Raw genomic sequence first — 16,936 nt, forward strand, 5'->3', positions numbered from 1 at the left:
GGGGCCTCTTCCGGGAGTACGGGAGGTGAGGTACGGGGATGAGTGTCGGCACGAGCAGCGCACCGGGAGCAGCCCGACCTGCCGGTGACCTGGCCGAACTCGGCATCGGCCCCGACGACCTGCCCGACGGGCTCGTCGTCGCCGACGAGCACGGGCGGGTGATCTGCTTCAACGCCGCCGCCGTACGGATCACCTCCGTACCGGCGCACGAAGCCCTCGGCCGGCGGCTCGACAAGGCGCTCCCGTTGGAGGACCTCGAAGGCCGCCGCTGGTGGCAGCTCACGGACCCCTACGGCGGTCTCGCCATCCGGGTCGGGCAGCCCGAGCGGAATCTCCTGCTGCCCGGCGGCCGCGAGGTGCTCGTCACCGTGCGGTACGTCCGCACCGAACCGACCGGACCCGTCCGCCGGGTCGTCGTCTCCGTCCGTGACACCGAGGCCCGCCGTCGCACCGAGCGCAGTCACGCCGAGCTGATCGCCACGGTGGCCCATGAACTGCGCTCCCCGCTCACCTCGGTCAAGGGCTTCACCGCCACCCTCCTCGCCAAATGGGCCCGCTTCACCGACGACCAGAAGCGGCTGATGCTGGAGACGGTGGACGCCGACGCCGACCGCGTCACGCGGCTCATCGCCGAGCTGCTCGACATCTCGCGGATCGACTCCGGACGGCTCGAGGTGCGGCGCCAGCCCGTCGACATGGGCGCCGCCGTCGGACGGCACATCCAGGCCTACGTCGCCGCCGGGCAGCCCGCCGACCGGTTCCTGCTCCGCATCGAGCAGCCGCTGCCCGCCCTGTGGGCCGACCCCGACAAGGTCGACCAGGTCCTCAGCAACCTGATCGAAAATGCCGTGCGCCACGGCGAGGGGACCGTCACGATAGACATCACGCCCGCCGCGTCCCCCCGGGAAGGGGAGGACACCGGCACATCGGTCACCGTGAGCGACGAGGGCGCCGGCATCCCGGAGGAGTCCATGAACCGCGTCTTCACCCGCTTCTGGCGGGGCAGCAAGCGCGGCGGCACGGGCCTCGGGCTGTACATCGTCAAGGGCATCGTCGAAGCCCACGGCGGCACCATCACGGTCGGCCGCGCCCCCGGCGGCGGTGCCGAGTTCCGATTTACGTTGCCCGTGGGCGCCCCGGCGTATCTCGCCTGACGGCCCGCGGGCTCTCCGCACACCTCCACCCCGTTAGACTCGGCCTTTGGCACCTTTGTGTCCCGCAAACCATGACGCACTGGCCGCGAGTCGGTGACGGGGACCATCCGCCAGCCAATCGGAAGCACGGGAAGAGATGTCGGCACCGAATAAGTCGTACGACCCTGTCGAGGTCGAGGCGTTGAAACCGGAAGAGATCGAGCGCATGCGGGACGAGGCGCTCGCCGCCTTCGCCGCCGCGGACTCCCTCGACGCGCTCCAGGAGGCCAAGGTCGCCCACACCGGCGGCACCTCCCCGCTGGCCCTCGCCAACCGCGAGATCGGCGCCCTGCCCCCGCACGCCAAGGCCGCCGCCGGCAAGGTGGTCGGCCAGGCCCGCGGGGCGGTGAACAAGGCCCTCGCCGGCCGCCAGGAGGAGCTGGAGGCCGAGCGTGACGCCCGGGTGCTGGTCGAGGAGGCGGTGGACGTCACCCTGCCGTACGACCGCGTACCGGCCGGCGCCCGCCACCCCCTCACCACGCTCTCGGAGCGCATCGAGGACATCTTCGTGGCCATGGGCTACGAGGTCGCCGAGGGCCCCCAGGTCGAGGCCGAGTGGTTCAACTTCGACGCCCTGAACATCGGCCCGGACCACCCGGCCCGCGGCGAGGCCGACACCTTCTTCGTCCAGGGCCCGGACGGCGGCACCGAGTCCGGTGTCGTGCTGCGCACCCACACCTCGCCCGTGCAGATCCGCTCCCTGCTCGACCGCGAGCTGCCGGTCTACGTGATCTGTCCCGGCGTCGTCTACCGCACCGACGAGCTCGACGCCACGCACACCCCGGTCTTCCGCCAGGTCGAACTCCTCGCCGTGGACGAGGGCCTGACCATGGCCGACCTCAAGGGCACCATGGACCACATGGTCCAGTCGCTGTTCGGCGAGGGGATCAAGACCCGGCTGCGGCCGAACTTCTTCCCGTTCACCGAGCCGTCCGCCGAGATGGACATGGTGTGCTACGTCTGCCGCGGCGAGTCCGTCGGCAACCCAGACCGCCCCTGCCGCACCTGCTCCTCGGAGGGCTGGATCGAGCTCGGCGGCTGCGGAATGGTCAACCCCAAGGTGCTCACCGCCTGCGGCGTCGACCCCGAGAAGTACAGCGGCTTCGCCTTCGGTTTCGGCATCGAGCGGCTGCTGATGTTCCGCCACAACGTCGAAGACATGCGAGACATGGTCGAGGGTGACACCCGGTTCACCCGACCCTTCGGGATGGAGATCTGATGCGGGTCCCGCTTTCCTGGCTGCGGGAGTACGTCGACCTCCCCGCCACCGAGACCGGCCGTGACGTGCAGGCCAAGCTGGTCTCCGCCGGCCTCGAGGTCGAGACCGTCGAGCAGCTCGGCGCCGACCTCAAGGGCCCCCTCGTCGTGGGCCAGGTGCTCACCATCGAGGAGCTGGAGGGCTTCAAGAAGCCGATCCGCTTCTGCACCGTCGACGTCGGCACCGCCAACGGCACGGGCGAACCGCAGGAGATCGTCTGCGGCGCCCGCAACTTCGCCGTCGGCGACAAGGTCGTCGTCGTCCTCCCGGGCGCCGTCCTGCCCGGCAACTTCGCCATCGCCGCGCGCAAGACGTACGGCAGGACCTCGCACGGCATGATCTGCTCGAGCGACGAGCTGGGCATGGGCGACGACGGCACCAAGGGCATCATCGTGCTGCCCCCGGAGACCGAGGTCGGCAAGGACGCCGTCGAGCTCCTGGAGCTGGTGGACGAGGTCCTGGACATCGCCGTCACCGCCAACCGCGGCGACTGCCTGTCCATCCGGGGCGTCGCCCGCGAGGCCGCCATCGCCTACGGTCTGCCCCTGCGCGACCCCGCCCTGATCGACGTACCGGCCCCGAACGCCTTCGGCTACCCGGTGCGGGTGTCCGAGCCGCTCGGCTGCGACCGCTTCACCGCCCGCACCGTCACCGGTCTGAGCCCCGAGGCACGCTCCCCGATCTGGCTGAAGCGCCGGCTCCAGAAGGTCGGCATGCGCCCGATCTCCCTCGCCGTCGACATCACCAACTACGTGATGATGGAGATCGGCCAGCCGCTGCACGCCTACGACCGCTCACTGGTCCAGGGCACGATCGGCGTCCGCCGGGCCGTCGAGGGCGAGCAGATCGTCACCCTCGACGGTGTCACCCGAAAGCTGCACGCCGAGGACCTGGTCATCACCGACGACCGCGGCCCGATCGGCCTCGCCGGTGTCATGGGCGGCGCCAACACGGAGATCGCCGACCACGACGACCTGGAGAACTCCACGGGCGACGTGGTGATCGAGGCCGCCCACTTCGACGCGGTGTCCATCGCGCGCACGGCCCGCCGCCACAAGCTGTCCTCCGAGGCCTCCCGCCGCTTCGAGCGGGGCGTCGACCCGGCCGCCGCCGCGGCCGCCGCCCAGCGCACCGTCGACCTGCTGGTGCTCCTCGCGGGCGGCACGGCCGACGCGGGCGTCACCGAGGTCGTCACCCCCTCCGGCCCGCACACCGTCACGGTCCCGGCGAACCACCCGGACAAGGTCGCGGGTGTCGTCTACGGCCGTGAGACCGTCGTGCGCCGCCTCCAGGAGATCGGCTGCGACGTCTACGGGCAGGACGAGCTGATCGTCACCGTCCCGTCCTGGCGCCCCGACCTCGCCGAGATCAACGACCTGGCGGAGGAGGTCATCCGCCTGGAGGGCTACGAGAACCTGCCCTCCACGCTGCCCAAGCCCCCGTCGGGCCGCGGCCTCACCCACCGCCAGCGGCTGCACCGCCGCGTCGGCCGCGCCCTGGCCGGCGCCGGCTATGTCGAGGCCCCGAACTACCCGTTCCTCGGCGAGGGCGTCTTCGACCAGCTCGGACTGGACGCCGACGACCCGGCCCGCCGTGTCGTCAGACTCACCAACCCGCTCAACGACGAGGAGCCCGCCCTCCGTACGACGCTGCTGCCCGGCCTGCTGGGCGCGCTGCGGCGCAACGACGGCCGGGGCGGCCACGACCTCGCGCTGTTCGAGACGGGCCTGGTCTTCCACCCCCGCGAGGAGGCCGGTGTCGCCGGTCACCTCCCGGTCGACCGCCGCCCGACCGACGAGGAGATCGCGGCGCTCGACGCCGTACTCCCCGAGCAGCCGCGCCATGTCGCCGTCGTCCTCGCGGGCGCCCGCGAGCAGGCCGGCTGGTGGGGCAAGGGCCGCCCGGCCGACTGGGCCGACGCGATCGAGGCCGGACGCGCCGTCGCCCGTGAGGCCGGTGCCGAGCTGATCGTGCGGGGAGGCCAGTACGGCCCGTGGCACCCCGGGCGCTGCGCCGAGTTCGTGGTCGTCGTCGACGGCACCGAGCGGGTCGTCGGCCACGCGGGCGAGCTGCACCCCCGGGTGCTGAAGGCGCTGGGGCTGCCCGCGCGCACCTGCGCGATGGAGCTGAACCTCGACGTCCTGGAGGTGGTCGGCGACGACACCCCGCAGGCGCCGAGCATCTCCACGTTCCCCGTCGCCACGCAGGACGTCGCCCTCGTGGTCGACTCCTACGTGCCGCACGCGGACGTCGAGGCCGCGCTGCGCGAGGGGGCGGGCGAACTGCTGGAGGGGATCCGGCTGTTCGACGTCTACGTCAACGACGAGCAGCTCGGTGACGGGAAGAAGTCGCTCGCCTACGCGTTGCGCTTCCGCGCGGGGGACCGGACGCTGACGGTGGACGAGGCGTCGGCCGCGCGGGACGCGGCTGTCGCCCTCGCGGGGGAGCGCACCGGAGCCGTTCTTCGCGGCTAGTCGTCGTACGGGCTGTGCCGGCCGGCTGCGGGTTCCCGTGGCCGGCCGCGCCGTTCCCCGCGCCCCCGGGCAGCCGCTCTCATCCGAGTGAGAAGCCGGGCCTTGCCCCCGCAACGCCGGACCGCCGCTTTATGAGGGGGAGCCGACGGCCCGGCGTACCTCTTGCGAGGCATTACAGTCAACCGGCCGGAAACGCTCCGCGACAGCGCGCACACAGCATGGATACGCGCACTCCGTTCACACCCCGTGTGAAGAGGGACCCACTACTCTGGCGGCACCGAGGCACCGGGGGGCACCCATGCAGCCCAACACTCTGCTCGACGCGATCCTGGACGAGGCGGGCATCTCGCACGCGGGCCTCGCCGCCCACGTCAACCAGGCGGGACGAGCACGCGGACTCGCCCTGCGCTACGAGCACACGGCGGTCGCCCGGTGGCTCAAGGGACAGCGGCCCCGTGGCCAGGTCCCCGACCTGATCTGCGAGGTCCTCGCGGGACGGCTGCACCGGCCGGTCACCCTCGACGACATCGGCCTCGGCGTGCCGGGCGAGCCTTCCACCCCGCACGGCACCTCCCTGTCCGGCTTCGTCGAGCGGGCCACCGCGCTCTGGCGCTCCGACGAGCAGCAGCGCCCGCACATCCTCGGCGCACCCGCCGTCACCGGCACCCCGGCCGTGATGCCCGTGTGGGAGTGGGAGAACCCGCCCGAGGACGTCGACGTCTCCCGGGGCGGCCGGCACCGCGTCACCTCCGCCGACATCGAGATGCTGCGCGCCGCCCGCGCCCACTACGAGCAGATGTACCGCAAGGCCGGCGGCATCGCGACCCGCAGCCGTATCGTCGGCTTCCTCAACGCCGAGGCCGCGCCTTTGCTGCGGGGCAGCTACACCGATGAGACGGGCCGTCAACTGCACCGGGCCACCGGCGGGTTGGTGGCCGTCGCCGGGATCTGCGCGTACGACTCCGACGCGCACGGCCTCGCCCAGCGCTACTTCCACCAGGCGCTCCGGCTCGCCAAGGCCAGCGGGGACCGGGGACTCGGCGCTTACGTCATCGCGCTGCTCGTCAACCAGTCGCTGTTCATGCGGGAGTACCGGCAGGCCGTGGCGTTCGCCGAGGCCGCGCTGCGGGCGGCCGGCAAGCACATCACCCCCGCCCTCGCCTCGGATCTGTACGCGATGCAGGCCAAGGCGTACGCCCACCTCGGCGACGGCACGAGCGCGCTGTCGTGCATCCGGCGGGCGGAGACGGCCGCCGAACGCATCCGCCGGGGCGTCGAGCCCGACGAGACCGGCTATGTCCAGCCCGGTCTGGTCAACGTCCAGGTGGCGGAGGCGCTGCTCAGCCTCGGCGAGATCGCCGCGGCCGCCGAACACGCCCAGGCCGCCGTCGGCACGCCCGCGCACGACCGGGGGCGGGTGCACCGGCTCGCCATGCTCAGCACGATCGAACTGCGCCAGGGCCACGCCGACAAGGCGGTGGTCACCGCGGTGCGGATGGCCGAACAGGCCAGGGGCATGGAGTCCCAGCGGCTGCGCGACAGACTCCGGGCGGTGCGCGAACACCTCGTGCGCAGCGGCTGCTCGGGGACGTCCGAGGCGGCCGAACTCATCGACGGAGCACTGCGCGTACCGCTGTAGGGCTTCGGGGCGCTCCACAGTCCCTGCTGCGATATTGCCACTCACCCGACGGAAGGTGGCAGAACCGTGCAGTGGACGAAACAGAACGAACAAACTGTGTATGAAAACCGCTGGTTCAGCGTCAACCTGGCCGATGTGGAGCTGCCGGACGGCCGGCACCTGGACCACTTCCTGATACGGCTGCGGCCCGTCGCCGTGGCCACGGTGGTCAACGAGGCGAACGAGGTCCTGCTCCTGTGGCGTCACCGCTTCATCACCGACAGCTGGGGCTGGGAACTCGCGGCGGGCGTCGTCGAGGACGGCGAGGACATCGCCCACGCGGCGGCCAGGGAACTCGAGGAGGAGACCGGCTGGCGGCCGGGGCCCCTGCACCACCTCATGAGCGTGGAACCGTCCAACGGTCTCACGGACGCCGTCCACCACATCTACTGGTCGGACCGGGGCGAGTACGTGGGACACCCCGTGGACGACTTCGAGTCGGACCGACGGGAGTGGGTCCCCCTGAAGGTCGTACCCGACCTGGTCGCCCGGGGGGAGGTCCCGGCCGCCAACATGGCGGCCGCGTTGATGCTGTTGCGCCATCTCAGGCTGACGGGAGACTAGTGGGCCAGCGCCTGCCAGACCGTCACGACCAGGGCCCCGAGGGCCGTGAGCGCCGCGAGCGAGGGCAGCGGCCAGCGCGCGTGCTCCAGCGAGACCATGCGGGTGTTCAGCTCGTCCAGTTCCTTGGCGGTCTCCTCGGCGCGATGGGTGATCAGGGCCAGCCCGCCCTCCACGCGGGCGTAGGCCACGTCCAGCCGGCGACGTAACTCTGCGAGTTCTCCGTGGACGACGGGATGCTCGGGATCGGCGGTCACGTGTCCGCTCCTTTCCGTGGTCGACTCACATCCCTGCATGTGCATGGTGAGTCAACTCGCCTGGTGGGCCGGTGGGGAGCGTGTGCGCGCGGCATATGCGGGCCCGGTGTGCACACCGTGTGTGAAACGAACGGGCCCGGCACTCCGCGAAGCGCCGGGCCCGTTCCGAACACGGTGGGTCATCCGTAGGTGTAGAACCCCGAGCCGGTCTTGCGGCCGAGGCGGCCCGCGTCCACCATCCGCTGGAGCAGCGGGGGAGCGGCGTACAGCGGCTCCTTGTACTCGTCGTACATCGACTGCGCGACCGAGGCGACCGTGTCCAGGCCGATCAGGTCGGACAGCTTCAGCGGACCCATCGGGTGGGCGCAGCCCATCTCCATGCCGTTGTCGATGTCCTCGCGGCTGGCGATGCCCGTCTCGAACATCCGGATCGCGGAGAGCAGATACGGGATCAGCAGCGCGTTGACGACGAAGCCGGAGCGGTCCTGCGCGCGGATCGCGTGCTTGCCCAGCACCTTCTCGGCGAAGAGCTGCGCCCGGCCGATCGTGCCCTCGGAGGTGGTCAGCGCCGGGATCAGCTCGACGAGCGCCTGCACGGGGGCCGGGTTGAAGAAGTGGATGCCGACGACCTGGTCGGGCCGCGAGGTGGCGACCGCCAGCTTCACCAGCGGGATGGAGGAGGTGTTGGAGGCCAGGATCGCGTCCGGGCGGGTCACCACCTGGTCGAGGACCTGGAAGATCTCGGTCTTGACCTGCTCGTTCTCCACGACGGCCTCGATGACGAGGTCGCGGTCGGCGAACTCGCCGAGGTCGGTGGTGAAGCTCAGGCGGGCCTGGGTCTCGTCCCGCTCCGCCTCGGTGATCTTGCCGCGCTCGGCGGCCTTGGCCAGGGAGCCGAACAGCCGGGTCCGGCCGAACTCCAGTGCCTCGCCGGTGGTCTCGGCGACCTTGACGTCGAGTCCGGCGCGGGCGCACACCTCGGCGATGCCCGCTCCCATCTGGCCGCAGCCCACGACTCCGACGCGTTCGATGTCCGTCACATCGTCCCCTTCGCTGACGCTGACTCTGAGGACTCTGTCGCTGAATCCGAGTCCGTTTGCCTGTGACAGGTCTGCCGGGTCCCGGTCGGCCTGCTCCGATCGTGCACGTTACTAGCAAGTATCGATGATCGATCACCGGGGTCGGTGCATGCTGGGCGCGGAGACGATCCGTGACCGAGCGGATCCAGGGCGTGACACAGGGATGGGTGCGATGGGGCGACTGGCCCGGAGGGCGTTCACGCTGGCGGCGCTGTCGGCGTTCACCACGACGGGTGCGGCGGGCCCGGCGGCCCCCGCTCCCGCGCGGGGCGGAGCGGCAGAGGGCCGTGCGACTGCCGAGATGCGGGGGATGTGGCTGGCGACGGTCGCCAACCGCGACTGGCCGTCCAAGCCGGGGCTGACCGCCGCGCAGCAGCGCAGGGAACTGATCGACTGGCTGGACCTCGCGGTACGCGACCGGCTGAACACGGTGGTGTTCCAGGTGCGGCCCACGGCCGACGCGCTGTGGCCTTCGTCGTTCGAGCCCTGGTCGCAGGTCCTCACCGGCACCCAGGGCAGGTCCCCGGGCTGGGACCCGCTGGGCACCGCCGTCACCGAGGCCCACGCCCGCGGTCTCGAACTGCACGCCTGGTTCAACCCGTACCGGGTCGCCACCCACGCCGACCGCTCCAAGCTGGTCGCCGCGCACCCCGTGCGCCAGCACCCGCACTGGGCGGTGGAGTACGGCGGCAGGCTCTACTACAACCCGGGGCTGCCGGAGGTCCGTGACTTCGTCCAGGACGCGATGCTGGACGCGGTGAAGAGGTACCCCGTCGACGCCGTGCACTTCGACGACTACTTCTACCCGTACCCGGTCGCCGGCCAGGCCTTCGACGACGACGAGGCGTACGACGAGCACGGCGGCGCCTTCACCACCCGGGCCGCCTGGCGACGCGACAACGTCAACCGGCTGGTGCGGGAGATGGCCGTGCGGATCAAGGCCGTACGCCCCACGACCCAGTTCGGGATCAGCCCGTTCGGGGTGTGGCGCAACGCCTCCACCGACTCGCGCGGCTCGGACACCCGCGCCTTCCAGTCGTACGACGAGATCTACGCCGACAGCCGCAAGTGGGTGAAGGAGGGCTGGATCGACTACGTCGTCCCGCAGCTCTACTGGGAGATCGGCAACTCCGCCGCCGACTACGCCAAGCTCGTGCCCTGGTGGGCGGAGGTGGCCAAGGGCAGCCGGACCCGGCTCTACCTGGGGGAGGGCCTGTACAAGGCGGGTGCCTCGGGGCAGCCCGCGGCCTGGGCGGCCAAGGCCGAACTGAGCAGGCATCTCACGCTGGCGAAGCGGTACGCGCAGGCGCGCGGGCATGTCTTCTTCGCCGCCAAGGACGTACGGACGGACCGGATCGGCGCGATGGCTCGGGTGGTGGCCGACCACTACGGGCAGTCGGCGAAGCCCCCGCGCTGATCCACGGCCGTCGTACCGCCTCTACCGCTGTTCCTCGGTCGTGGTGCGGTGGCGGATCTCGGTGTCCGGGCCGGGTGAGCACACGCCCACGTGCCCGTCGGTGAAGCGGACCCGGAACGGCGGGTTGCCGTCCTGGCCCAGTACTTCGACGATCTCGCCGACCTTGTCGTGTTGGCCGACCACCCTGCCGTGCTGGACAAACTGGTCGCCCGCGGTTGCACGCATCTGCGGGGCCTCCTCGCCGTGTGGAAGAGAGCAGTGGTCCGTGGTGCCGATTGTAGGGTCTGCCTCCCGGCTCGCGCCGGGGTCGCGGGCCCTGGCACTCCTCAGCCGCGCGCCCGCTGGGTGACGGCGATGCAGATCAGCACCGCCGCCGCGGTCAGCGGTGCGGCGGGCGTGAGGTGCTCGCCCAGCAGCAGCACCGACCACACCAGTGTGAGCAGGGGCTGGGCCAACTGCAACTGGCTGGCCTTCGGGATGCCGATGGCCGCCATGCCCCGGTACCAGACGACCAGACCGAGGAACTGCGAACCCGCCGCCACCCACACCAGCCCGGCCACGCTGTGCGCGGTCGGCTCGACGGGCTCGTACGACAGGGCGAGGGCGGCGGCGGGCACACCGAGCGGCAGGCACAGCACCAGCGCCCAGCCGATCACCTGCCAGCCCGGCATCACCCGGGCCAGCCGGCCGCCCTCGGTGTAGCCGGCCGCGCAGACCAGCAGCGCCCCGAACAGACAGAGATCGGCGCCGCCGAGAGCCCCGCCGCTCTGCTGCACGGTGAACGCCGCGACGGCCGCGGCCCCCGCGAGCGCCGCCGACCAGAAGGTGCGCGAGGGTCGGATCCCCATGCGCAGGGCGGACAGCAGCGCGGTCGTCAGGGGCAGCAGGCCGACGACGACGGCGGCATGGGCGGTGGTGGACGTCCGCAGCGCGAGGGTGGTCAGCAGCGGGAAGCCGACGACGACCCCGCCCGCCACGACCGCGAGGCCCGCCCAGTGCCGTCGGGCGGGCATCGGGACGCGCAGGGCCAGCAGACAGCCGCCCGCGACCAGCGCGGCCAGCACACTGCGGACGGCCACCAGCGACCAGGGGCCGAAGCCCTCCAGCCCCCAGGCGGTGGCGGGGAACGTCAGGGAGAAGGCGACGACCCCGAGGGCGGCCTGGAGGGTGCCGAAGCCGCGGGCGGGAGGGACGCTGACCGCTATCGAGGTGGATGCAATAGCGCTACTCTGTGTCTTCATGCAAGAGCGTAGCAGTGTGGGTGAACTGGCGAATCATCTCCGAAGGGAGCTGGACCGCTACTCTCCCGATGAAAAGCTCCCGTCGAGCCGGACGCTGGTGGAACGATTCCGGGTGAGCCCGGTGACCGTCTCGCGGGCGCTGGCCCAACTCGCCGCCGAGGGACTGGTGGTGACCCGGCCCGGCGCGGGCGCGTTCCGGGCCCGTCCGCGTCCCGCGGCGGCACCGGCCGGGGACACCTCCTGGCAGGAGGTCGCCCTCAGCGCCGACGGCGCCGCCGACCTCGTACCCCGCTCGGTCGACGCCACCGGCGTCACCGCCTCGCTGGCCGCTCCGCCGCCCGGCGTGGTGGAGTTCAACGGCGGCTATCTGCACCCCTCGCTCCAGCCCGAACGCGCGATGTCCGAGGCCCTGGCCCGCGCCGGACGCCGCCCGGGCGCCTGGGGACGGCCCCCGATGGAGGGTCTGCCGGAGCTGCGGGAGTGGTTCGCCCGCACCATCGGCGGCGGTGTCGGCGCGGCCGAGGTCCTGGTGAGCGCCGGCGGCCAGGCGGCGCTCACCACCGCTCTGCGCGCCCTCGCCCCGCCCGGCGCGCCGGTGCTCGTCGAGTCCCCGACCTACCCCGGCATGCTCGCGATCGCCCGCTCGGCGGGCCTGCGCCCGGTCCCCGTCCCGGTCGACGCCGACGGGGTGAGGCCGGAGCTGCTCGCCGACGCCTTCCGCGCCACCGGCGCCCGGGTGTTCGTCTGCCAGCCCCTCTTCCAGAACCCGACCGGTGCCGTCCTCGCCCCCGCCCGGCGCGGCGAGGTGCTGCGCATCGCACGCGAGGCGGGCGCCTTCGTCGTCGAGGACGACTACGTACGGCGGCTCGCGCACGAGGACGCGGGTCCGCTGCCGCGCCCGCTCGCCGCCGACGACCCCGACGGAGTCGTCGTCCACGTCGGCTCGCTCACCAAGGCGACCTCACCCAGCTTCCGGGTGTGCGCCCTCGCCGCACGCGGCCCGGCGCTGGAACGGCTGCGCGCGATCCAGGTCGTCGAGACCTTCTTCGTGCCCCGCCCGCTCCAGGAGGCGGCCCTGGAACTCGTCGGCTCGCCCGCCTGGCCGCGCCATCTGCGGACCGTCGCCGCCGAACTGAGGGCCCGCAGGGACGCGATGGCCTCGGCGCTCCGCCTGCGCCTGCCCGAACTCGCCCTCCCGCACATCCCGTCCGGCGGCTACCACCTGTGGCTCAGGCTGCCCGAGGGCACCGACGAGACCGTGCTGGGCGCCGCCGCCCTGCGCGCCGGTGTCGCCCTCACCCCCGGCCGCCCGTACTTCAGCGCAGAACCCCCGGCCGCCCACATGCGGCTGAGCTTCGCGGCCGTCGCGGGCACCGAGGAGATCGGGGAGGGGGTACGACGGCTGCGGACCGCCTGTGACGAGGTGCTGTCGGCAAATCGTTCGACATGACGAGCGGCCTGCTGTGAGGATCCGGCCATGAACGACGTCCCGCCCCTCGCCGAGGGCTACGAGATCTCCGCCGACCCCGCCCGCCTCGACGCCGGACGCGTCCACCGCTGGCTGTCCACCGACACGTACTGGGCCCTCGGGCGCGAGCGCGAGAAGCAGGACCGGGCGATCGCCGGCTCGCTGAACTTCGGGGTCTACGACACCGCCTCCGGTGAGCAGGTCGCCTACGCGCGCGTGGTGACCGACCTGGCGACCTTCGCCTGGCTGTGCGACGTGTACGTGGACCCGGCGGTGCGCGGCAAGGGCATCGGGACGTCGCTCGTCGCCGCCGTGCGCGACCATCTGCTGCCGCACGGACTGCGCCGCATCCTGCTCGCGACGCAGGACGCGCACGGGGTGTACGAGAAGATCGGCTTCGAGGCGCTGGAGGAGCCGGACCGGTGGATGGCGCTGATCTTCGCCAAGCTCGGGGTGGCCTGAGGCGGTGGCGCGGGGCCGTCGCTCGGGGTTCGGCGCATGGCAGTGGTGCGACGCTCGTTTTCTCAGGACTTGTCCGGCACTTCTCGACTCGCCGGTAAGAATTCCGGTGCACGTCGCCCGACACCCCTTGACCTGCGCAGTTGCTCGGCTCACCATCACCGCATGCCACTTCGGGTGACGTTCGTCGCAGCCGCGCGCAGCTCGCCGCTGCTCGCGGAGCGCTTCGAGGACGACCGGCCGCTGGACCAGGCGGGCTGGGACGAGGTGCAGCGGGTGGTTCCCGACCTCCTGCCCCTCGCCGCCGCCGAGCTGCGCTACTGCTCGCCCACCCCCAGCAGCCGCACCACCGGCGACGCCCTCGGCTATGCCCCGCTGGTGCAGCTCGCCCTGCGGGACTGCGACATGGGCCGCTGGCGGGGGCTGACGCTGGGGGAGGCGATGGCCCGGGAGCCGGCGGCCGTGGACGCCTGGCTGACCGATCCGCTGGCCACCCCCCATGGCGGTGAGTCCCTGCTGGACTTCATCACCCGGGTGGGCGACTGGCTCGACACCCGGCCGCTCGGGGACGGCGACCGGATCGTCGCGGTCGCCGAGCCCGGCGTGATCAGGGCGGCCCTGGTCTACGCGCTCAAGGCGCCGCCGTCGACGTACTGGAACATCGATGTGCGCCCCCTGTCGACGAGTACCGTCACCGGCCGGGGCGGGCGCTGGAACCTGCGCCTCGAAGGGGCGACGGTTCAGCCCACGCGCGCGTAGTCCGTGGTCAGCAGCAGGTCCTTGGCGGGACCGCCGACCCGCCACACCGTGCGCCAGTGGTCCGCGTCCCGGACGGTGAACTCGCCGCGGTAGAGGTCCGCGGAGCACGGGTGGACGGCGGTGTGCCGGCCGGTGGTCAGGTCCAGGTCGTGGAAGGGCCGGCCGTCGGCGAACCGGACGTCCGCCGTGCCCGGCACCGGACCGGGCAGGAACCGCAGGGTGCGTTCGGCGGGTCGGCCCGTGCCCTGCCAGGTGAACGTGCCGGACTCCTCGTGCAGCAGCCCGCCACCGTCCAGCGGGCTGAACACGGTGGTGCCCCGGAAACGTCCCTCACCGCCGCTCGTCGGATCCCGCACCACGCGCTCCACGTGCCACCGCCCGGCGAGATGGGCCAGCACATCGGCAACCGCCAGGAACGCGTTCATGCCCTGACCCTACGTGCCCGCCCCATTGACGCGCTCATGCCGCCTCTTTATCTTGCCGTTCGAAGTGTTGACCGCTGTCCAGTATTTCGAACGGGCAAACGGGCGACGACACCTGCACACGACCCCCAAGAGCCGCGGAGTGTACATGCCACGCACCACCCGCAACCGTCTGAGACTCGCCCTCGGAGCAAGCGCTTTCCTGCTGGCCGTCGCGGGGATCCCCGCCGCCCCCGCGGGGGCCGCCGACGCCACCGACTACACCCTCACCGTCGACCCGACCGCCAAGGGCCCGAAGATCGACGACACGATGTACGGCGTCTTCTTCGAGGACATCAACCGGGCCGCCGACGGCGGTCTGTACGCCGAGCTGGTGCAGAACCGGTCCTTCGAGTACGCGACCGTCGACAACCGCTCGTACACCCCGCTGACCTCCTGGACGGTCTCCGGCTCGGCGAACGTCGTGAACGACGACGGCCGGCTCAACGACCGCAACCGGAACTACCTCTCCCTGGCCGCCGGCTCCTCCGTCACCAACGCCGGCTACAACACCGGGGTGCACGTCGAGGAGGGCAAGAAGTACGACTTCTCGGTGTGGGCCCGCGCCGACGCCGGTACGACGCTGACGGTCTCCCTGCAGGACGCCGACGGCGCGCTGGCCACCGCCCGCCAGGTCGCCGTGGGCACGGGCGGCTGGGCCGAGTACCGGGCCGGCTTCACCGCCACCCGCACCTCCGGCACCGGCCGGCTGACCGTGGCGTCCTCGGCTGCGGCCGCGCTCGACATGGTGTCGCTGTTCCCCCGTGACACCTACAAGCACGAGCCCAACGGTCTGCGCAAGGACCTCGCCGAGAAGATCGCCGCCCTGCACCCGGGCTTCGTCCGCTTCCCCGGCGGCTGCCTGGTCAACACCGGCTCCATGCAGGACTACAGCGAGGCGTCGAACTGGCAGCGCGCCCGCTCCTACCAGTGGAAAGACACCGTCGGGCCCGTGGAGGAGCGCGCCACCAACTCCAACTTCTGGGGATACAACCAGAGTTACGGCCTCGGCTACTACGAGTACTTCCGCCTCGCCGAGGACATCGGCGCGATGCCGCTGCCCGTCGTCCCGGCGCTGGTGACCGGCTGCGGCCAGAACGAGGCCGTCGTCGACGACGCGCTGCTCAAGCGGCACGTCCAGGACACCCTCGACCTGATCGAGTTCGCCAACGGCCCGGTCACCTCCACCTGGGGCAAGCTGCGCGCGCGGATGGGCCACCCGAAGCCCTTCCACCTCACCCACATCGAGGTCGGCAACGAGGAGAACCTCCCCACTGAGTTCTTCGCCCGGTTCAAGGAGTTCCGCGCCGCGATCGAGGCCGAATACCCCGGCATCACGGTGATCTCCAACTCCGGCCCCGACGACGCCGGTTCGACCTTCGACACCGCCTGGCGGCTCAACAGGGACGCCAAGGTCGCCATGGTCGACGAGCACTACTACAACAGCCCGCAGTGGTTCCTGCAGAACAACGACCGCTACGACTCCTACGACCGCAGCGGCCCGAAGGTCTTCCTCGGCGAGTACGCCTCCTGGGGCAACGCCTTCAAGAACGGTCTCGCCGAAGCCGCCTTCATGACCGGCCTGGAACGCAACGCCGACGTCGTCAAACTCGCCTCCTACGCCCCGCTGTTCGCGAACGAGGACTACGTCCAGTGGAGCCCGGACATGGTGTGGTTCAACAACCACGCCTCCTGGAACTCCGCCAACTACGAGGTACAGAAGCTGTTCATGACCAACGTCGGCGACCGCGTGGTCCCCTCGACCGCCACCGGCACCCCGTCCCTCCAGGGCCCGATCAGCGGCGCCGTGGGCCTGTCGACCTGGGCGACCACGGCGGCGTACGACGATGTGAGGGTCACGGACGCGGACGGCGCGACCCTGCTGACGGACGACTTCTCGGGCGACGCCGCGCAGTGGACCCACACCGGGGGCGGCAGCTGGTCCCTCCAGGACGGGCAGTACGTCCAGACCGACGTGGCCGCCGAGAACACCATGGTCTCCGCAGGTGACGTGCACTGGCACGACTACGACCTGCACGTGAAGGCCACCAAGAAGTCCGGCAAGGAGGGCTTCCTCGTCGCCTTCGGCGTCAAGGACACCGGCAGCTACTACTGGTGGAACCTGGGCGGCTGGAACAACACCACCACCGCCGTCGAGCAGGCCGTGGACGGCGGCAAGTCCACCCTGATCTCCCAGGCCGGGACCATCGAGACGGGCCGCGCCTACGACATCGACATCAAGGTGCGGGGCCGCCAGGTCACCCTCTTCCTCGACGGCGAGGAGTGGGGCAGCTTCACCGACGACAAGCCGGCCGAGCCGTTCCGCCAGGTCGTCACCAAGGACAGGAGGACCGGCGACCTGATCGTCAAGGTCGTCAACGCCCAGTCCGCCGACGCCCGCACGGCGATCGACCTCGGTGGGGCCAAGGTCGCCTCCAAGGCCCGGGTGACCACCCTGACCGCCGCGCCCGACGCGGTCAACACGCAGACGGCGACCCCGGTCGCACCGGTGACGTCCACCTTCACCGGCGTCGCCGACCGGTTCACGTACACCTTCCCGGCGAACTCGGTCACGTTCCTGCGGATCAAGCAGAGGTAGCCGGTCGGCGCGGGCGTGGACGGCCGCCGTCC

15 protein-coding genes are annotated in these 16,936 nt (G+C 71.7%); 10 read left to right on the forward strand and 5 right to left on the reverse strand.

Annotated features, from left to right (window positions below; translation table 11 throughout):
* Positions 1 to 38 precede the first annotated feature (38 nt).
* From OG852_RS38495 to OG852_RS38515, 5 genes are all read left to right on the forward strand, one after another.
* The gene (locus OG852_RS38495) at positions 39 to 1,154 is read left to right on the forward strand and encodes a sensor histidine kinase (protein WP_330350308.1); all 1,116 of its coding nucleotides are present in this window, start codon (positions 39 to 41) and stop codon (positions 1,152 to 1,154) included.
* Positions 1,155 to 1,290: 136 nt separating this feature from the next.
* A complete protein-coding gene (gene pheS / locus OG852_RS38500) occupies positions 1,291 to 2,412 on the forward strand; it encodes a phenylalanine--tRNA ligase subunit alpha (protein ID WP_133913426.1) in 1,122 nt (373 codons plus the stop codon).
* On the forward strand, positions 2,412 to 4,925 hold the full coding sequence (pheT, locus tag OG852_RS38505) for a phenylalanine--tRNA ligase subunit beta (RefSeq protein WP_330350309.1): 2,514 nt from the start codon (positions 2,412 to 2,414) through the stop codon (positions 4,923 to 4,925). The genes pheS and pheT overlap by 1 nt, the downstream gene beginning before the upstream one ends.
* A gap of 298 nt (positions 4,926 to 5,223) precedes the next feature.
* A complete protein-coding gene (locus OG852_RS38510) occupies positions 5,224 to 6,564 on the forward strand; it encodes a transcriptional regulator (RefSeq protein ID WP_133913424.1) in 1,341 nt (446 codons plus the stop codon).
* A gap of 66 nt (positions 6,565 to 6,630) precedes the next feature.
* On the forward strand, positions 6,631 to 7,167 hold the full coding sequence (locus tag OG852_RS38515; protein ID WP_133913423.1) for an NUDIX hydrolase: 537 nt from the start codon (positions 6,631 to 6,633) through the stop codon (positions 7,165 to 7,167).
* Here the strand turns inward: OG852_RS38515 and OG852_RS38520 are convergent.
* Both OG852_RS38520 and OG852_RS38525 read right to left on the reverse strand, forming a co-directional pair.
* Positions 7,164 to 7,421: a hypothetical protein gene (locus OG852_RS38520; protein WP_133913422.1), complete on the reverse strand. Its 258-nt coding sequence runs from the start codon at positions 7,419 to 7,421 to the stop codon at positions 7,164 to 7,166. The two genes, OG852_RS38515 and OG852_RS38520, sit on opposite strands and share 4 nt — an antisense overlap.
* Before the next feature lie 179 nt (positions 7,422 to 7,600).
* Positions 7,601 to 8,461: a 3-hydroxybutyryl-CoA dehydrogenase gene (locus tag OG852_RS38525; RefSeq protein WP_133913421.1), complete on the reverse strand. Its 861-nt coding sequence runs from the start codon at positions 8,459 to 8,461 to the stop codon at positions 7,601 to 7,603.
* Between the two features lie 211 nt (positions 8,462 to 8,672).
* Here OG852_RS38525 and OG852_RS38530 point away from each other — a divergent pair, with 211 nt between their 5' ends.
* Positions 8,673 to 9,917, forward strand: coding sequence for a glycoside hydrolase family 10 protein (locus OG852_RS38530; protein WP_133913420.1), 1,245 nt, complete (start codon positions 8,673 to 8,675; stop codon positions 9,915 to 9,917).
* Between the two features lie 21 nt (positions 9,918 to 9,938).
* Here the strand turns inward: OG852_RS38530 and OG852_RS38535 are convergent, their stop codons facing one another.
* Together OG852_RS38535 and OG852_RS38540 are read right to left on the reverse strand one after the other, a co-directional pair.
* Entirely contained in the window at positions 9,939 to 10,142 is a 204-nt protein-coding gene (locus OG852_RS38535) for a DUF1918 domain-containing protein (RefSeq protein ID WP_133913419.1), read from the reverse strand.
* A gap of 101 nt (positions 10,143 to 10,243) precedes the next feature.
* The gene (locus OG852_RS38540) at positions 10,244 to 11,158 is read right to left on the reverse strand and encodes a DMT family transporter (RefSeq protein ID WP_133913418.1); all 915 of its coding nucleotides are present in this window, start codon (positions 11,156 to 11,158) and stop codon (positions 10,244 to 10,246) included.
* Here OG852_RS38540 and OG852_RS38545 point away from each other — a divergent pair.
* The 3 genes from OG852_RS38545 (at position 11,157) to OG852_RS38555 (ending at position 13,844) form a co-directional block, all read left to right on the forward strand.
* Positions 11,157 to 12,608: an aminotransferase-like domain-containing protein gene (locus OG852_RS38545; protein WP_133913417.1), complete on the forward strand. Its 1,452-nt coding sequence runs from the start codon at positions 11,157 to 11,159 to the stop codon at positions 12,606 to 12,608. The genes OG852_RS38540 and OG852_RS38545 overlap by 2 nt on opposite strands.
* A gap of 27 nt (positions 12,609 to 12,635) precedes the next feature.
* Complete coding sequence (locus OG852_RS38550) at positions 12,636 to 13,088, forward strand: GNAT family N-acetyltransferase (RefSeq protein ID WP_133913416.1); 453 nt, start codon at positions 12,636 to 12,638, stop codon at positions 13,086 to 13,088.
* A gap of 162 nt (positions 13,089 to 13,250) precedes the next feature.
* Positions 13,251 to 13,844 carry a histidine phosphatase family protein gene (locus OG852_RS38555; protein WP_133913415.1) on the forward strand — a complete coding sequence of 198 codons (594 nt, stop codon included), beginning with the start codon at positions 13,251 to 13,253 and terminating at the stop codon, positions 13,842 to 13,844.
* Here OG852_RS38555 and OG852_RS38560 read toward each other — a convergent pair.
* Entirely contained in the window at positions 13,826 to 14,269 is a 444-nt protein-coding gene (locus OG852_RS38560) for a DUF6314 family protein (protein WP_133913414.1), read from the reverse strand. The genes OG852_RS38555 and OG852_RS38560 overlap by 19 nt on opposite strands.
* A 145-nt stretch (positions 14,270 to 14,414) precedes the next feature.
* Between OG852_RS38560 and OG852_RS38565 the strand changes: the two genes are divergently transcribed.
* Entirely contained in the window at positions 14,415 to 16,904 is a 2,490-nt protein-coding gene (locus OG852_RS38565; protein WP_133913413.1) for an alpha-L-arabinofuranosidase C-terminal domain-containing protein, read from the forward strand.
* Positions 16,905 to 16,936: the final 32 nt, after the last annotated feature.

It is taken from the genome of Streptomyces sp. NBC_00582 (assembly GCF_036345155.1).
Lineage (GTDB): Bacteria > Actinomycetota > Actinomycetes > Streptomycetales > Streptomycetaceae > Streptomyces.

What these genes read in the sequence shown, in the direction of transcription:
- OG852_RS38495 (WP_330350308.1), top strand. Translation starts at nt 39, where the DNA reads ATGAGTGTCGGCACGAGCAGCGCACCGGGAGCAGCCCGACCTGCCGGT.
- pheS (WP_133913426.1), top strand. Translation starts at nt 1,291, where the DNA reads ATGTCGGCACCGAATAAGTCGTACGACCCTGTCGAGGTCGAGGCGTTG.
- pheT (WP_330350309.1), top strand. Translation starts at nt 2,412, where the DNA reads ATGCGGGTCCCGCTTTCCTGGCTGCGGGAGTACGTCGACCTCCCCGCC.
- OG852_RS38510 (WP_133913424.1), top strand. Translation starts at nt 5,224, where the DNA reads ATGCAGCCCAACACTCTGCTCGACGCGATCCTGGACGAGGCGGGCATC.
- OG852_RS38530 (WP_133913420.1), top strand. Translation starts at nt 8,673, where the DNA reads ATGGGGCGACTGGCCCGGAGGGCGTTCACGCTGGCGGCGCTGTCGGCG.
- OG852_RS38535 (WP_133913419.1), bottom strand. Translation starts at nt 10,142, where the DNA reads ATGCGTGCAACCGCGGGCGACCAGTTTGTCCAGCACGGCAGGGTGGTC.
- OG852_RS38545 (WP_133913417.1), top strand. Translation starts at nt 11,157, where the DNA reads ATGCAAGAGCGTAGCAGTGTGGGTGAACTGGCGAATCATCTCCGAAGG.
- OG852_RS38540 (WP_133913418.1), bottom strand. Translation starts at nt 11,158, where the DNA reads ATGAAGACACAGAGTAGCGCTATTGCATCCACCTCGATAGCGGTCAGC.
- OG852_RS38550 (WP_133913416.1), top strand. Translation starts at nt 12,636, where the DNA reads ATGAACGACGTCCCGCCCCTCGCCGAGGGCTACGAGATCTCCGCCGAC.
- OG852_RS38555 (WP_133913415.1), top strand. Translation starts at nt 13,251, where the DNA reads ATGCCACTTCGGGTGACGTTCGTCGCAGCCGCGCGCAGCTCGCCGCTG.
- OG852_RS38560 (WP_133913414.1), bottom strand. Translation starts at nt 14,269, where the DNA reads ATGAACGCGTTCCTGGCGGTTGCCGATGTGCTGGCCCATCTCGCCGGG.
- OG852_RS38565 (WP_133913413.1), top strand. Translation starts at nt 14,415, where the DNA reads ATGCCACGCACCACCCGCAACCGTCTGAGACTCGCCCTCGGAGCAAGC.